Annotated in this window: 13 protein-coding genes and 1 pseudogene; 6 read left to right on the top strand and 8 right to left on the bottom strand. The window is 70.9% G+C overall.

Translation table 11 applies throughout. The annotated features are described in order from the left end of the window. Positions 1-53: 53 nt before the first annotated feature. Genes DEI98_RS12080 through DEI98_RS12065 form a run of 4 tightly spaced genes read right to left on the bottom strand, consistent with a single transcriptional unit; the run spans position 54 to position 4877 of the window. Positions 54-944, bottom strand: a complete 891-nt coding sequence (locus DEI98_RS12080; protein ID WP_110864890.1) for an ABC transporter permease — start codon at positions 942-944, stop codon at positions 54-56. Next, positions 941-1882: an ABC transporter permease gene (locus DEI98_RS12075; RefSeq protein WP_110864891.1), complete on the bottom strand. Its 942-nt coding sequence runs from the start codon at positions 1880-1882 to the stop codon at positions 941-943. Before DEI98_RS12075 ends, DEI98_RS12080 begins: the two co-directional genes overlap by 4 nt. Further along, positions 1882-3282 carry a M14 family zinc carboxypeptidase gene (locus tag DEI98_RS12070; RefSeq protein WP_111100862.1) on the bottom strand — a complete coding sequence of 467 codons (1401 nt, stop codon included), beginning with the start codon at positions 3280-3282 and terminating at the stop codon, positions 1882-1884. The genes DEI98_RS12075 and DEI98_RS12070 overlap by 1 nt, the downstream gene beginning before the upstream one ends. 8 nt (positions 3283-3290) lie before the next feature. Beyond that, a complete protein-coding gene (locus tag DEI98_RS12065) occupies positions 3291-4877 on the bottom strand; it encodes an ABC transporter substrate-binding protein (protein WP_258370817.1) in 1587 nt (528 codons plus the stop codon). Between the two features lie 179 nt (positions 4878-5056). Here DEI98_RS12065 and DEI98_RS12060 point away from each other — a divergent pair, with 179 nt between their 5' ends. Beyond that, positions 5057-5716: an FMN-binding negative transcriptional regulator gene (locus DEI98_RS12060; RefSeq protein ID WP_110864894.1), complete on the top strand. Its 660-nt coding sequence runs from the start codon at positions 5057-5059 to the stop codon at positions 5714-5716. Next, the gene (locus DEI98_RS12055; RefSeq protein ID WP_111100861.1) at positions 5713-7185 is read left to right on the top strand and encodes an amidohydrolase; all 1473 of its coding nucleotides are present in this window, start codon (positions 5713-5715) and stop codon (positions 7183-7185) included. Before DEI98_RS12060 ends, DEI98_RS12055 begins: the two co-directional genes overlap by 4 nt. Positions 7186-7213: 28 nt before the next feature. On the opposite strand, the gene DEI98_RS12050 is transcribed toward DEI98_RS12055, so the two are convergent. From DEI98_RS12050 to DEI98_RS12040, 3 genes are read right to left on the bottom strand one after another with little or no spacing between them, the layout of a single operon-like run. Further along, a complete protein-coding gene (locus tag DEI98_RS12050) occupies positions 7214-8143 on the bottom strand; it encodes an Fpg/Nei family DNA glycosylase (RefSeq protein ID WP_071246661.1) in 930 nt (309 codons plus the stop codon). 36 nt (positions 8144-8179) lie between these two features. Next, on the bottom strand, positions 8180-8668 hold the full coding sequence (locus DEI98_RS12045) for a ribose-5-phosphate isomerase (RefSeq protein ID WP_027464669.1): 489 nt from the start codon (positions 8666-8668) through the stop codon (positions 8180-8182). Positions 8669-8714: 46 nt separating this feature from the next. Further along, entirely contained in the window at positions 8715-9356 is a 642-nt protein-coding gene (locus DEI98_RS12040) for a helix-turn-helix domain-containing protein (protein ID WP_084741142.1), read from the bottom strand. On the opposite strand from DEI98_RS12040, the gene DEI98_RS12035 reads away from it, so the two are divergent. After that, complete coding sequence (locus tag DEI98_RS12035; RefSeq protein WP_111100860.1) at positions 9355-9873, top strand: GNAT family N-acetyltransferase; 519 nt, start codon at positions 9355-9357, stop codon at positions 9871-9873. The two genes, DEI98_RS12040 and DEI98_RS12035, sit on opposite strands and share 2 nt — an antisense overlap. A gap of 66 nt (positions 9874-9939) precedes the next feature. Here the strand turns inward: DEI98_RS12035 and DEI98_RS12030 are convergent. Continuing rightward, positions 9940-10499 (bottom strand): annotated as a pseudogene (locus DEI98_RS12030) (disulfide bond formation protein DsbA). Positions 10500-10712: 213 nt separating this feature from the next. Between DEI98_RS12030 and pepN the strand changes: the two are divergent. From pepN to DEI98_RS12015, 3 genes are all read left to right on the top strand, one after another. Continuing rightward, a complete protein-coding gene (pepN, locus tag DEI98_RS12025; protein ID WP_111100859.1) occupies positions 10713-13292 on the top strand; it encodes an aminopeptidase N in 2580 nt (859 codons plus the stop codon). Between the two features lie 75 nt (positions 13293-13367). Beyond that, entirely contained in the window at positions 13368-14432 is a 1065-nt protein-coding gene (locus tag DEI98_RS12020) for a mechanosensitive ion channel family protein (RefSeq protein ID WP_111057866.1), read from the top strand. A gap of 56 nt (positions 14433-14488) precedes the next feature. Then, a complete protein-coding gene (locus DEI98_RS12015; RefSeq protein WP_258370845.1) occupies positions 14489-14950 on the top strand; it encodes a globin in 462 nt (153 codons plus the stop codon). Positions 14951-15114 lie beyond the last annotated feature (164 nt).

Below are 15114 nucleotides of genomic sequence, written 5' to 3'. Positions count from 1 at the left end.
GCGGTGGTTCGAGTCTGGCGCGTCGGTCGCGACGGTGCCCGCCGCGACGCACGTCAGCGCCGACGCGGGTCGAGTGCGGCGCGCAGCGTGTCGCCGAGCGCGATGACGGCGAGCACGGTCACGGCGAGGAACGCCGCCGGCGCGATGAGCATGTGCGGGGCCCGGAGGAACTGCGACGTCGCCGCGGACAGCTGCAGCCCCCACGAGATCGCCGGACGCTCCAGCCCGATGCCGAGGTAGGTCAGCGACGACTCGGACACGATGACCCCACCGACGGTGATGGTGGCGAGCACGAGCAGCGGCGAGATCGACGACGGCAGCACGTACCGGGTGGTGATCCGCCACGTCGACAACCCCATCGTCCGGGCGGCGAGCACGAACTCGGCGCCCCGGACGCTGCGGACGCTCGACCGCACGAGCCGGGCCATCGTCGGCCACCCGAACAGGGCGAGCACGAGCGACACGGTGAGCACCGACCGCTCCCCCACGCTGTTCAGCACGACGACGGCGCCGAGCAGGAACGGGAACCCGAGGAACACGTCGGTGAGCCGGGCGAGGACGGCGTCCACCCATCCGCCGACCATGCCCGCGACGGTCCCGACGACGACCGCGACCATGCCGGCGAGCAGGGTCGTGAGCACCGCGACGGCGATCGACGACCGGGTGCCCCAGATGACGTTCGCGTACACGTCGCAGCCCTGCAGGTCGAAGCCGAACGGGTGCCCGGCGGTCGCTGACGCCCCGCTCCGGCCGAGGTCGCACACCCGGGGGTCGCCGTGGCCGAACAGCCCGGCGAACAGCTGCGGGAACGCCGCGATGAGCAGGACCACCACGAGCACCGACGCGGGCACCCAGAACCCCGGCGTCCGTGCGGCGGCGAGCAGTGGCCGACGCCGGACCCCGACGACGGGGTCGACGGTGGCGCCGAGGGCTTCGGTGGTCATCGGGAGGCTCCTGTCCGGACGCGCGGGTCGAGGGCGGCGTGCAGCAGGTCGACGAGCACGCTCGTGACGAGGAACACCAGGATGAGGGCGGTCGAGATGCCGACGACGACGGCACCCTCGTGCGAGCGGATGCCCTGGAACAGCAGGTTCCCGACGCCCGGCAGGTTGAAGATGCCCTCGATGATGACGGTGCCGCCCATCAGGTACCCGAGGTCGGTCGCCAGGTAGGTGGCGGTCGGGATGAGCGAGTTCCGCAGGACGTGCACGCCGACGATCCGGCCCGGCGCGAGCCCCTTGGCGCGGGCCGTCCGCACGTAGTCGGCGTCGAGTGTCTCGATCATCGACGTCCGGGTGAGCCGGGACACCGCGGCCAGGCCGAACAGGGCGATCACGAACGCCGGCAGGACGTACGCGGTCGGCCACCCGGCGCTGACGCCCGCGACCGGGAACCAGTGGAGCCGCACCGAGAACACCAGCTGCAGGGCCACGCCGAGCACGAACACGGGGACGGCTCCGACGACGATGGTGCCGACGAGCACCGTCTTGTCGAGCACGGTGCCGCGCCTGAGCGCCGAGACCACGCCGAGCCCGATGCCGAGGACGATCTCGAGCGCCCAGGCGCTGAGCGCCAGCGTGATCGTCACGGGCCATCGCGAGGCCATCTGCTCGCCGACGGACTGCCCGTTGAAGTCGGTGCCGAAGTCACCCCGGAACAGGCCGCCCAGGTACTGCACGTACTGCAGCCACAGCGGCTGGTCCAGGTGGTACTCCGCCCGCAGCGCCCGCACGACCGAGTCGGTGAGGGGGCGCTCGCCGCCGAGCGCCTTGATCGGGTCACCGGGCAGCGCGAACGTCATCGCGTAGATGAGGAAGGTCACCCCGAGGAACACGATGACCAGGCCGCCGAGTCGGCGACCGACGGCGAGCGTCGGACGCATCACGCGCCTCCCGTCTGTCCCGTGGTGATCAGGGGCGGACGGGAGGCGTGGGTCGGGTCCGCCACGTGCGCCGCGCAGGCGAGGATCGCCCCGTACTGCACGCCCACGAGCTTCCCCACCGGGATCGGCTGCGCACCCGTCGACGCGTCCGCCTGCCAGCGCGCGTAGCGCTCGGCCAGGCGGTCGCGGAGCCGCCGGAGCGGCGCGGACGCCGTGCCGGCGGTCGTCTCCGCCTCGACGGCGCGCAGGAGCATGCCGCCGTAGCGCAGGCGGAAGCAGCGGACGAGGTCCTCGCATCCGAAGCGCTCCGCGACGGTGGCCGTCCGGTCGGCCGGTTCCCGTTCGGCACGGCGGCGGTCGGTGTCCGCGATCCCGGCGAGCATCGGGACGAACGCACGGGAGGCCTCGACGAACGGGGACGGGATCGTGAGCATCGGCGATGCCTCGTCGAGGAACGCCTGCAGCTCCGCACCCGAGGCGCCGAGCTCGTCCGCGCACCGGCGCAGCAGGTCGGCGTACGGCTCGCCGGTCGGGGTCTGGTCGTCGGCGTCGGGGTGGCTCCAGTACGGCAGCTCGGCCACCATGCAGAGGGCGCCGTGCCGCATCGCCCACGCCGCGCTCGATCCGCCGTGGATGTGCTCGCCGGGGTCGACGCCGAGTTCCTCGAGGTAGGCGTACGCCGTCTCGATGCCGTCCATCGCGAACACGGCCGGGGCGAGCTCCCGCAGGTACGGGGACTCCGGCTCCCCGGTGTCGAGCGGCAGCCCGAGTGCGGCCGGCACCGCGTGCAGGGTCTCGACGACGTCGGGCAGGTCCTCGGACAGGTAGTAGTAGACCCCGCCCATCTCACCGTTGTGCAGGCTCACGAGCAGGTCCGGCTCGGTGTCGTCGATGAGCCGCATGAACGCGAGCGTCTCGGGCAGCACCTGGTCGAAGTACACCGACTTGTAGCTGTTCGGGAACGTCCACTCGACCTGGCTGTCCGGAGCGGGCCGGTAGAAGTGCCGCGAGTAGAACACGCGGTCGTGCGGGTCGTGGAACCACGCCTCGTTGAGCCGCATGCCGTCCGGGTCGATCGTCGGGACGATGTGCCAGGTGACGTCGAGCGCCTGCACCCGCTCGTCACCGAGGGCCGTCTCGGCGAGGTGCAGTGCCGTCCACGAACCGATCGGCTCGTTCGGGTGCACCCCGCCGACCACGACGGCCGCGTGCGACCCGGTGCCGATGCGGTAACTGTGCAGGGGTTCGCCGAGGCGGCTCGTGCCGATCCGGGTGACCGTGACCCGGTCGGGGTGCGCCGCGGCGAGCGCGGCGAACCGGGCGTGCAGGTCGTCGACGAGCGGGAAGCCGTCGCGGTCGGGGACGTCGCGGACCAGGTCGAGGACGGTGTGCTGCTCCATGCCCCGCCCTACTTCACGGCGATCTGCGCGATCACGGGGCTGCCCGCCACCGCCGGCAGCTTCGCGATCTTGTCGCTCGTGACGTACGAGTACTTGTCGAAGAAGGTCGGGACGATCGGGAAGTCCTTCAGGACGGCCTGCTGCGTCTTCGTGTAGTACCCGTTCGCCTCGTCCTGCGAGCCGGCGGAGTCGGCCTTCTCGAGCAGCGAGTCGACGTCGTCGGACTGGTAGTAGCCGGTGCACGGGGAGCAGCCGCCGGCCGTGGTGAACAGCGCACGGAGCGTGTTCTGCTGGCTGATGTACAGCGCGCCCCAGTGGCCGAAGTGCGGGCCGGCGACGGTCTTGTCGGTGAGCTCCGAGTAGTAGGACGCCCAGTCGGTGGTGGCCTTCGCCTCGGCGTCGACGCCCAGGTTCTGCCGGATCTGGTTGGCGTACGCCTCGTACAGGGAGTCGAGGCCGGTGCCGCCCGGGTAGACGAGCGTCATGGTGCCGTCGAAGCCGCCGGCACTGGCGAGGAGCTTCTTCGCCGCTGCCGGGTCGAACTCGCAGGCGTCGCCGCAGATGCCCTCTTCGGTGCCGGACATCGACGGTGGGGTCAGCGCGGTGGCCGGGTCGTACAGGCCGCCGTAGATCGCGTCGTTGACCTCGTCACGGTCGATCGACATCGAGATCGCGCGGCGCACGTCGGGGTCGGAGTACCGGTCGTCCCACAGCGGGAATCCGAGGTAGTCGATGCCGGGGGCGTCGAAGGAGTGCAGGCGGTCGCCGAAGTCGGCCTTCGCGCTCGTCATCTTGTCGGTCGGCAGGAACAGCACGTCGGCGTTGCCGGCCAGGACGTCGGTGTACGCGGTGTTCATGTCGGAGTAGCTGCGGAAGGTCACCTCGTCGGTGGCGGGCTTCGTGCCCTCGTAGTCCTTCCAGGCCGTGACGGTGAACTCCTGGTCCGCCTTCCACGCCTTCGTCATCTCGTACGGGCCGTTGCCGATCGGCTTCTTGTCGTACGCCTTCAGGTCGTCGTACGCGGCCTCGGGCATCGGGTAGAACGCCGTCTGGGCCTGGCTGAGCTGCAGGGGGAACTGGCTGTCCGCGTGGGTGAGCGTGACCGTGAAGGTGTCCTTGCCGGTGACCTTCAGCCCCGACATCTCCTTGGTCTTCGGGGTGCCCTTCGCCGGGTTGAGGTCGGTGTACCCGACGATCCCGGCGAGCTGACCGCTGTTCTCCCACGCGTTCGGGCCGTAGGCGACGTGGTTCCAGGCCTTCACGTAGCTCTCCGGCGTGACGGCCTCGCCGTTCTGGAACGTCCAGCCGTCCCGCAGCGTGATCGTCCACGTGGTGGCGTCGTCGCTCTCGACGCTCTTCGCCGCGACGTATTGCAGATCACCGTCGGCGTCGGTCTGGGTGAGCGGCGCGAACACGCTCATCACCTGGTCGAAGGCTACGGTCTGCCGGCCCGGGGTCAGGTGATCGGGCTCGCCGGTCGCGTAGACCAGGCTCGAGGGAGCGTCGTCGTCAGCCGCGCCGCCCGCCGAACAGCCGGTCGCCACCAGTGCCAAGGTTGCCGCCGCGGCCAGCGCGGCGATCGTCCTGCGTCGCATGATCTCTCCTCGATCGGGTGCGGCCGGATCCCTGCCCGGTCGTCGTGGTGGGAAAGCTAGGACGGTTCGAATCCCGACCACAAGACTTCTTTCAATGCGCTCTGAGAGTTTTACCGCGCAGAAACACTGACGAAACGACACCCGTCGCGCGACCGGGCCCGTTGTGCCACGCTCGGAACATGCGCCACACACCGCACTTCCTGATGACCGACGTCGACGAGGTCCGACGCCTCATCACCGGGAACCCGTGGGCGACGATCGTGTCGCACACCGCGGCCGGGCTGGTGGCGTCGCACTACCCGGTGCTGCTCGAGACCCCCGGCCCCGACGACGACCCGGACGCCCTCGTGCTGGTGTCCCACGTCGGCCGCCCCGACGAGGTCGCGCACGAACTCGGACGGCACGAGGTCCTCGTCGTGTTCCAGGGCCCGCACGGCTACGTCTCCCCCGCCTGGTACCCGCCGGAGCAGTTCGTGCCCACCTGGAACCACGTCACCGCCCACGTCTGGGGCACCCCCGAGATCCTGTCCGACGACGAGAACTTCCGGGTGCTCGGCGAACTCGTCGACCACTTCGAGCGGGTCATGCCCTCGCCCGTGTCGTTGCAGATCGACGAGGAGACCGCTCGCCGGATGGCCAAGGGCACCGTCGGCATCCGGATCCGCGTCACCCGGTTCGACGCCCGCGCCAAGCTGTCGCAGAACAAGGCTCCCGAGGTGATCGACCGCATCGTCGCCGGGCTGCGGGGCGACGGCCCCTACGCGTCGCCGGCGCTCGCCGACGAGGTCGAGCGGGTCCGGCCCGTCCCGTCCCCGGCGAACGGCCTGGAGGCGTCGTGACGGACATCCTGCTCCGCACCGTCCGGCGGGTGGGCACCTCCGGGGCCCCTGCCGACGTCCGCGTCGTCGACGGTCGCGTCACCGAGATCGCACCGACCGGCACCCTCGACCCCAGGAGCGTCGACACCGACGTCGTCGAGGCCGCCGGCGCCTGGCTCGGCCCGGGGCTCCGCGACCACCACACGCACTTCGACCAGTGGGCGCTCGTCCGCCGCCGCGTCGACGTCACCGGCTGCGACTCCGCCGAGGCGACCGCCGACCTGCTCGCCGCCGTCGCGCGGGCGGGCGTGACGGACCGCGTCCTGGTCGGACACGGCTACCGCGACGGGATGTGGCCGCGCCCTGCGCGACGCGAGCTGCTCGACCAGGCCGCACCGGGCCTCCCGGTCGTCGTGATCAGCGCGGACCTGCACGCGGTGTGGTGCAACGCCCTCGCGCTCGCGCACTTCTCGGCTGCTGTCGGCCGCCCGCTCGAGGCGGGTGAGGACGGGGTCCTGCGCGAGCAGGACGCGTTCGACGTGACCGGAGCGCTGTCGCAGGTGCCGGACGACCTGCTCGACGCCTACGTGGCGGACGCTGCCGAGGCTGCGGCAGCCCGCGGGGTGACGGGCGTGGTCGACCTCGAGATGCGCTTCGGGCTCGACCGCTGGCGCCGCCGGATCCACGCCGGCACCGACGCGATCCGGGTCGCGTCCGGGGTGTACCCGGCCGAGCTCGACGAGGCCATCGCCCGGGGACTGCGCACCGGCGACGTGGTCGACGGCACGCGGGGCCTGCTCACGATGGGGCCGTTCAAGGTGGTCACGGACGGGTCGCTCGGCACCCGGACCGCCGCCATGACCGACGGCTCCGGTGTGCTCGCCTGGCCGTTCGAGGACCTCGTCGCGATCACCCGCCGTGCCGTCGACGCCGGACTCGTCCCCGCGATCCACGCGATCGGCGACCGTGCGAACACCCTGGCGCTCGACGTCTTCGAGACCGTCGGGGCCCGCGGCACGATCGAGCACGCGCAGTTGCTCGTCGACACCGACGTCGACCGGTTCGCCCGGCTGGGAGTCGCCGCGTCCGTGCAGCCCGAACACGCCATGGACGACCGGGACATCGCCGACCGGCACTGGGCCGGACACACCGACCGGGCGTTCGCCTTCGCCTCGCTCGCCCGGGCCGGCGCGCACCTGCTGCTCGGGTCGGACGCGCCGGTGGCGCCGCTCGACCCGTGGGTGTCGATGGCGGCGGCCGTCGGGCGGGACCGCGACGGGCGGGACCCGTGGCACCCGGCCGAACGGCTCTCGGCACTCGTCGCGTGGCAGGGGTCGACCGACGGGCGCGTCGGGGTGTCCGTCGGCGACGTGGCGGACCTGGTGCTCGTCGAGACCGACCCGCTGGCCGCGTCCTCGTCCGCCGCACTGCGTGGCATGCGGGTGCTCGGGACGGCCGTCGCCGGACGGTTCACGTACCGGGAGCTGTGAGCGCGCGGGTGTGCCCGTGCCCCGTGGGCTACTTCTGGTCCTTCGGGCACCAGTAGAGCTTCCGGCCGGCCATGTCGGCCATCCGGATCTCGGTGCCGCACACCCGGCACGGCTCGCCCTGCCGGTGGTACACCCAGTGGCGGTCCTTGCGTGAACGCAGGGCCTTCTTGTGGTCGGCCTCGGACAGGTCGTCCATCGTCATCATCAGACCGTCGCGGACGCCGTCGTGCAGCAGCTTCGACCAGTCGGCCCAGAGCGCCTTGGCCTGCTTGACGGTGATCTTCTTGCCCGGCTTGTACGGGTCGATGCGCTGCCGGAACAGCAGCTCGGCGCGGTAGATGTTGCCGATGCCGGCCACGACGGACTGGTCCATGAGCAGCTGCCCGATCGCGACGTTCCGACGGCGGACGTTGTCGACGAAGGTCTTCTCGGCCTCGGGCCCGTCGTCGTTCATCGGGTCGGGGCCGAGCTTGTCGAGCGCACGCTGCACCTCGGCCGGGGTCTCCACCACGCACGCCGTCGGGCCGCGCAGGTCGGCGACGGTGTCCTCGGTGAGGATCCGCACCCGGACCTGGCCCACCGGGTCCGGCGGGAAGGACTCGATCGGGTCCTCCGCCTTCTCCTGCTCGGCCATCCGGTAGCGGGCGAGCCGCGGTGCACCGATCGAGCTGAGCGACTCTTCGCGGTCGTCGTCGTCGGACAGCGCCTCGGCGGTGGAGATCACGCCCGCGAAGTCCCACGCCCCGTACAGCCCGAGGTGGACGCGGAGGAACAGGTCGCCCTCGAACTCCAGGAACATCTGCTTCGCCACCGCACGCGCGGCGATCATGCGCTTGCCGTCGAGCTGCGCGGCCCCGGCGGCGAAGCGCCCCTGGGGGCTCGACACCTCGCAGCGCTTGCCGACGAAGTGCCGGGTGAACTGGTTGGCGATGCGGTGGACTGAGTGACCCTCGGGCATGACTACCGTTCTACCCGGTACCCCTGACGGGTCGGACTACGCGTCGATCTGGCGGCCGGCGATCAGCCCGGTGGTCTCGTACTCGGCGAGCTGGGCGATGCGACGGGCGTGGCGCTCCTCGCCGGAGAACGGCTCGGCGATGAACAGGTCGACGAACCGGATCGCTTCGTCCTCGGTGTGCTGGCGGGCACCGATGGAGATGACGTTGGCGTCGTTGTGCTGCCGGGCGAGCAGGGCGGTCGACTCGTTCCAGACGAGCGCGGCGCGGATGCCCTCGACCTTGTTGGCGGCGATCTGCTCACCGTTGCCGGAACCGCCGAAGACGACACCGAGGGCCTGGACGCCGGCGCGCTGGTCCTGCACCACGGCGTGCGCGGCGTTGATGCAGAACGAGGGGTAGTCATCGAGCGCGTCGTACTCGGTCGGACCGTGGTCCACCACCTCGTGCCCGGCTTCGGTCAGGTGGGTTGCGAGGGTCTTGTTGAACTCGAGGCCGGCGTGGTCCGTTCCGAGGTGGATGCGCATGGAACCGATCATATTCCTGCGGCTCCGGGGCCCGGACCACCACGGACTACGGCGCGCGGACCACCACCACGAGGTACCGGGTGGGGTCCTCGCCCGGGTTGCGGTAGACGACGTCGGCGGGGTCGCCGAGCTCGATCCGGTCCCCCGCCGCCAGGCGCGTCGGCTCGCCGCCGACGACGACCTCGAGCACGCCGTCGACGACCCAGATGCAGTGCCGCAGGAACGCGTAGGCGGACGCCGGGTAGGCCACTTCGCGGCCGGCCGGGAGGCGCACCTCGGTGACGTCAGCGGGGAACGCCGCGCTCGAGACCGGACGGCGGCGGTACCCGGTGTCGGGATCGGTCCAGGAATCGGCGGTCGCGCCGCGCTGGACCCCGCGCGCCTCGTCGGGGTCCGTCACCCTGGGCACCTCGTGCTCCAGGGCATCGTCGAGGAGCTGCGAGATCGTCAGACCGAAGGCACCCGACAGGCGACCGAGGATCGTCGCGGTGGGGCTGGAGACCCCGCGCTCGACGCGGTTGATCATCGCGCGGGAGACGCCGGACTCCTCGGCCAGCTCGGTGAGGCTCCACTTCCGCTCGGTGCGGAGGCGCTGGAGGCGTTCACCGAGCGCCCGCTGCTCGGCGACCGAGGTGTCGTCGGCGCCGGTTGCGGGATCGGCGTGCGCGTCGTCTACGATGTGAGACATGACGACAGCATATGCGACGAACGGGGTCGTGATCCGCGACTGCACCCCGACCGACCTCGACGTCGTGCACGCCCTGCACGTCGATGCGGTGCTGCACTCCACCGCCATCTGGCAGGACACCCCGCACCCGCGTGCGTACTTCGACGGGTGGCTCGCCGAGCGGCAGGGCGGCGGGTACCCGGTGGTCGTGGCCGAGGTCGACGGCGTCGTGGCCGGGTACGCCACGTACTCGCAGTGGCGGCAACCGGACGGGTACCGGCAGACCGTCGAGCACAGCGTCTACGTGGTCGAGACGTTCCGCGGCCGGGGCATCGCGACGACCCTGATGGCCGAGCTGGTCGCGCGGGCCACCGCCGAGGGGCGGCACGTCATGATCGCGGGGATCTGCAGCACCAACACGGGGTCGATCGCCCTGCACGAACGCCTGGGGTTCACCACGGTCGCGGTCGTGCCCGAGGTCGGACGCAAGTTCGACCGCTGGCTCGACCTGACGCTCATGCGCCTGCCGCTCGTCTGACGGGACGGGCGGGGCGGGCGCACCACGGGCCTCCCGGCCGCCCGTCCCCCGCCGGTCGGTACCGGGTCAGTCGGTGGTGTCGAAGATCGGGCCGACGGTGCGCGAGCGCTTGAGCTCGAAGAAGCCCGGGTACTTCGGACGGCGACGACGCCGTCCCACAGGTCGAGCGCCTCCTGGCCCTTGGGCGCCGGGGAGATGACCGGTCCGAAGAACGCGGTGCCCTCGACGGCGATGACCGGCGTGCCGACGTCCTGTCCGACGCGGTCGATGCCGTCCTGGTGGCTGGCGCGCACGGCGGCGTCGACCTCGTCCGTCCAGGCGTACTCGAGCAGGTCGGCGTCGAGGCCGAGCTCGGCGAGCACGGCGGGGACGACCTGCTCGGGGTCGGACTCCTGGCGGTGGTGGATGTGCTCACCGAGGGCGTCGTAGAGCGGCTTCACGATGTCCTGCCCGAGCCGGAGCCGCGCCGCCGTGACGATGCGCGGGTAGACCTGACCGGCGTGCAGACGCTCCTTGTAGCTCTCCGGCACGTCCTGGTCCTCGTTGAGGACGAACAGGCTCATCACGTTCCAGGTCACGTCGAGGTCGCGGTGCTCGGCGACCTCACCCACCCAGCGGCTCGTCATCCAGGCCCAGGGGCAGTTCGGGTCGAACCAGAACTCCACGGCGGTGCGCGCGGTGGTGGGGTCGGTCGGGTTGTCCACAGTCGTCTCGGTCACGATCCGAGCGTACGCGGCGTCGCTAGGCTGGAACCCATCGTCCCGCCGGCGCACGACGCCGTCCGGGGCCCCGTACGCGGACACCGATCGTCCGCGTCCCCAGCGAAGATGGAGCGTTGCGTGCCCGGAGAGAACCTCACCCGAATCGAAGCCCAGGAGCGCGCGGCCGTCGTCGCCGTGCAGACGTACGACGTCGAGCTCGACCTGACCCGCGGCGCCGACAGCTTCGGCAGCACCACGCGGGTGCGCTTCACCGCCACCGCCGGCGCATCGACCTTCATCGACGCCATCACGAAGACCGTGCACTCGATCACGCTGAACGGCACGGCGCTCGACGTCGCGGCGGTCAACGACGGCGTGCGCATCCGGCTCGACGACCTGCAGGAGCAGAACGAGCTCGTGGTCGTCAGCGACGCGCTGTACACGAACACCGGTGAAGGCCTGCACCGCTTCGTCGACCCGGTGGACGACGAGGTGTACCTGTACTCCCAGTTCGAGGTCCCGGACTCCCGCCGCATGTTCGCGGTGTTCGAGCAGCCCGACCTGAAGGCCGAGTTCTCCTTCACCGTGACGGCGCCGTCGCGGTGGCAGGTCGTCTCGAACTCCCCCACGCCGGAGCCGCACGTCGACGGCGACGTCGCGACCTGGGCCTTCCCGCCCACCGCGCGCATCTCGAGCTACATCACCGCGCTCGTCGCCGGCCCGTACGAGGTCGTGCGCGACGAGCTGACCAGCCGCGACGGCCGGACGATCCCGCTCGGCGTCTTCGCGCGCAAGTCGCTCGCCTCGTACCTCGACCCCGAGTACGTGTTCGACATCACGAAGAAGGGCTTCGCGTACTTCGAGGAGAAGTTCGACGTCGCCTACCCCTTCGACAAGTACGACCAGCTGTTCGTACCGGAGTTCAACGCTGGTGCGATGGAGAACGCCGGCGCGGTCACCTTCACCGAGACCTACGTGTTCCGGTCGAAGGTCACCGACGCCATCAAGGAGCGCCGGGTCGTCACGATCCTGCACGAGCTCGCCCACATGTGGTTCGGCGACCTGGTCACCATGAAGTGGTGGAACGACCTGTGGCTCAACGAGTCCTTCGCCGAGTGGGCCTCCACGATCGCCACGGCCGAGGCCACCGAGTGGACCGAGGCCTGGACCACGTTCCAGGCCATGGAGAAGTCCTGGGCCTACCGCCAGGACCAGCTCCCCTCGACGCACCCGATCGTCGCGACGATCAACGACCTCGAGGACGTCCAGGTCAACTTCGACGGCATCACCTACGCGAAGGGCGGCTCGGTCCTCAAGCAGCTCGTCGCCTGGGTCGGCATCGACGCGTTCTTCGCCGGTGTCTCCGCGTACTTCAAGAAGCACCACCACTCGAACACCGAGCTCCGCGACCTGCTCGTCGAGCTCGAGGCGACGAGCGGCCGTGAGCTGACCGAGTGGTCGAAGCTCTGGCTCGAGACCGCGGGCGTGAACACCCTGCGTCCCGAGATCGAGACCGACGAGTCCGGCGTCATCACGTCGTTCACCGTCCTGCAGGAAGCCCCCGCCGACTACCCGACGCTGCGCCCGCACCGTCTGGCGATCGGCGTGTACGCCTTCCGGAACGACGAGTCCGCGCCGTTCGGCGCCGACACGGCCTCCGCCGGCGGCAAGCTTGAGCGGGTCCACCGCGTCGAGATCGACGTCGACGGTGCCCGCACCGAGGTGCCCGAGCTCGTCGGCGTCCAGCGCGGCGACCTCGTGCTGCTGAACGACGACGACCTGGCCTACGCCAAGATCCGTCTCGACGAGCACTCCCGGCGCACCGCGATCGAGCACCTCGCGTCGATCGCGAACCCGCTCGCCCGCTCGATCGTCTGGGGTTCCGTGTGGGACGCCACGCGCGACGCCGAGTCCCCGGCCAGCGACTACGTCCGCCTCGTGCTCGGCAACATCGCGACCGAGACCGAGTCGACGACCATCCGCACGACGCTCTCGCAGCTGCTGCTCACCGCACGCAACTACGTGGCGCCGGGCTCGGTCGAGGCCACGGTCCGCACCGTCGGCGACACGCTCTGGCAGCTCGCGTCCTCGGCCGAGGCCGGCTCGGACGCGCAGTTCCAGTTCGTGAAGTTCTTCGCGCAGGTCCCGTCCACGCCCGAGCACGTCGCGACCCTGCAGGGCCTCCGCGACGGAACGGTCACGCTGCAGGGCCTCGAGATCGACACCGACCTGCGCTGGGAGCTGCTCGAGGGCCTCGTGCTCGCGGGTGCCGCCGACAACGCCGAGATCGACGCCGAGCTCGCCGCGGACAAGACCGCGTCGGGTGAGCAGGCTGCTGCCCGCGCCCGGGCGACGATCCCCACGGCCGAGGGCAAGCTGGCGGCGTTCTCGTCGCTGGTCGACTCGTCCGAGCTGCCGAACGCCATCGTGCGCCAGACCACGGTCGGGTTCCAGCACGTGAACAGCCCGGTGCTGCTCGAGGGGCTCGTGCCGAAGTACTTCGAGGTGCTCACGCGCATCTGGGCCGAGCGCAGCTACCACATGGCGGACACCATCGTCTCGGGCCTCTACCCGGCGCCGCTCGCGTCGGCCGAGCTCCGGGACGCCGCCGCCGCGTGGCTCGAGGAGCACCCGGAGACGCCGGCATTGCGCCGCATCGTGTCCGAGAGCCTCGCGGGCACCGAGCGCGCGCTCCGGGTCCAGGCCGCCGACGCCTGACCCCTGCTCTGATCCGGCGGGGTCTTGGTGTTCCTCCAGGGATGCCGAGGCCCCGCCGCTTAGCATCGACCGGATATGAACTTGGCTGCAACGACCGAAGACACGTCCAAACTGGTCTCGAACGCGTTCACGGACTTCGTCGACACCTGGCAGGCACCGATCACGATCGTCATCACGATCATCGCCGCGATCATCCTCCGGCTGATCCTGCGCCGGATGATCAAGCAGGTCGTCGACCGGATCGTGAACGGCGTCAAGAAGCGCCAGGGAGCCGCTGACACCCAGGCCCTCATCGCGTCGCCCGTGCAGACCGCTCGGGTCGTCCAGCGCACCCGGACGCTCGGCAGCGTCCTCGAGAACCTCGCCACCGTCGTCGTGGTCGCGATCGCACTCGTCATCATCGCCACTGCTGTGTGGAAGGGCGCCGCGGTCGGCATCGTCGGTGGTGCGTCCCTCGTCGCAGCCGGCCTCGCCGTCGGCGCCCAGTCCATCGTGAAGGACCTGCTGTCCGGCATCTTCATGATCCTCGAGGACCAGGCCGGCGTCGGTGACGTCGTCGACACCGGTCAGGCCACCGGCGTCGTCGAGAACGTCGGGCTGCGCGTCATGCAGATCCGCGACGTGAACGGCATCCTGTGGTTCGTGCCGAACGGCCAGATCCTGCGCGTCGGCAACCTGTCGCAGGGCTGGTCGCGCGTGCTCGTCGACATCACCGTCCCCTACGACACCGACATCGACGCCGTGCAGGACGCCCTGCTCAAGGCCGCCGTCACGATGTCGCAGGAGTCCCGCTGGCGGCAGCGGATCGTCGAGAAGCCCGAGATCTGGGGGCTGCAGTCGATCACCGACGCCGGCATGGTCTTCCGCCTCGTCGTGAAGACCCGCGCGTCCGAGCTCGACGTCGTCGGTCGGGAGCTCCGCACCCGCCTGAAGCACGCCGTCGACGAACTCGGCATCACCCTGCCCGCGATGGCGATGATCATGCCCGAGGGCTGGGAGAACGCCACCTCGATCAACGGCCTGCGCACCGTCCGCACCCAGCCGACGCCGGCACCCACGAAGCCCCGGCGCACCAAGCGCAACATCCTCGGGCAGCCGATCCGCACCGACGACCCCGACAGCGGGAAGGACCCCCGATGACCGACCCAACACCCCCGAGCAGCACGGGCGGGCCCGGAGCGCGCGGCTCGCTCGGCATGCCCGGCGCCGCCGGTATGCCAGGCTCGGTCGGCGTCCCGGCGCAGCCGATCACCCTGCGCGTCGGGGAGCACGGCGCCTCGGCCACCGGGTCGCTGTACGAGCGGATCGGCGGCGCACCGACATTCGACCGGCTCGTCCGGCGCTTCTACGAGGGCGTGCAGCAGGACGAGGTCATCTGGCCGATGTACCCGGCCGACGACCTCGAGGGTGCGATCTGGCGCCTCTCCGCCTTCCTGCAGCAGTACTGGGGCGGCCCGGGCACCTACAGCGAACAGCGCGGCCACCCCCGCCTGCGGATGCGGCACAACCCCTTCCGCATCACGTCCGAGGCCCGGGAACGATGGCTCCACCACATGCACGAGGCGGTCGATTCGCTCGAGCTCGCACCCCTCGACGAAGCCGAACTCTGGGGCTACCTCGACCGCGCTGCCCACGCGATGACGAACACCTTCGACTGACGCGCGCGGCACACGCCGTCGTGTCGTCGAGACGCCGCCGAATCCGGCGGCGTCTCGACGCTCCCGAGGCGTCTTCCGCTGACGCCGGCGTGCAGTGATCGTCGCGAGCGGCGGACGGGAGGCCCGTGGCGGCGCCGCCACGGGCCTCCCGTCCGACTGTCCGC

Origin of the sequence: Curtobacterium sp. MCLR17_034 (assembly GCF_003234485.1) — a bacterium.
Lineage (GTDB): Bacteria > Actinomycetota > Actinomycetes > Actinomycetales > Microbacteriaceae > Curtobacterium > Curtobacterium flaccumfaciens.
Note: the sequence above shows the minus strand (reverse complement) of the source record. Positions and strands in the feature narration are given on the sequence as shown.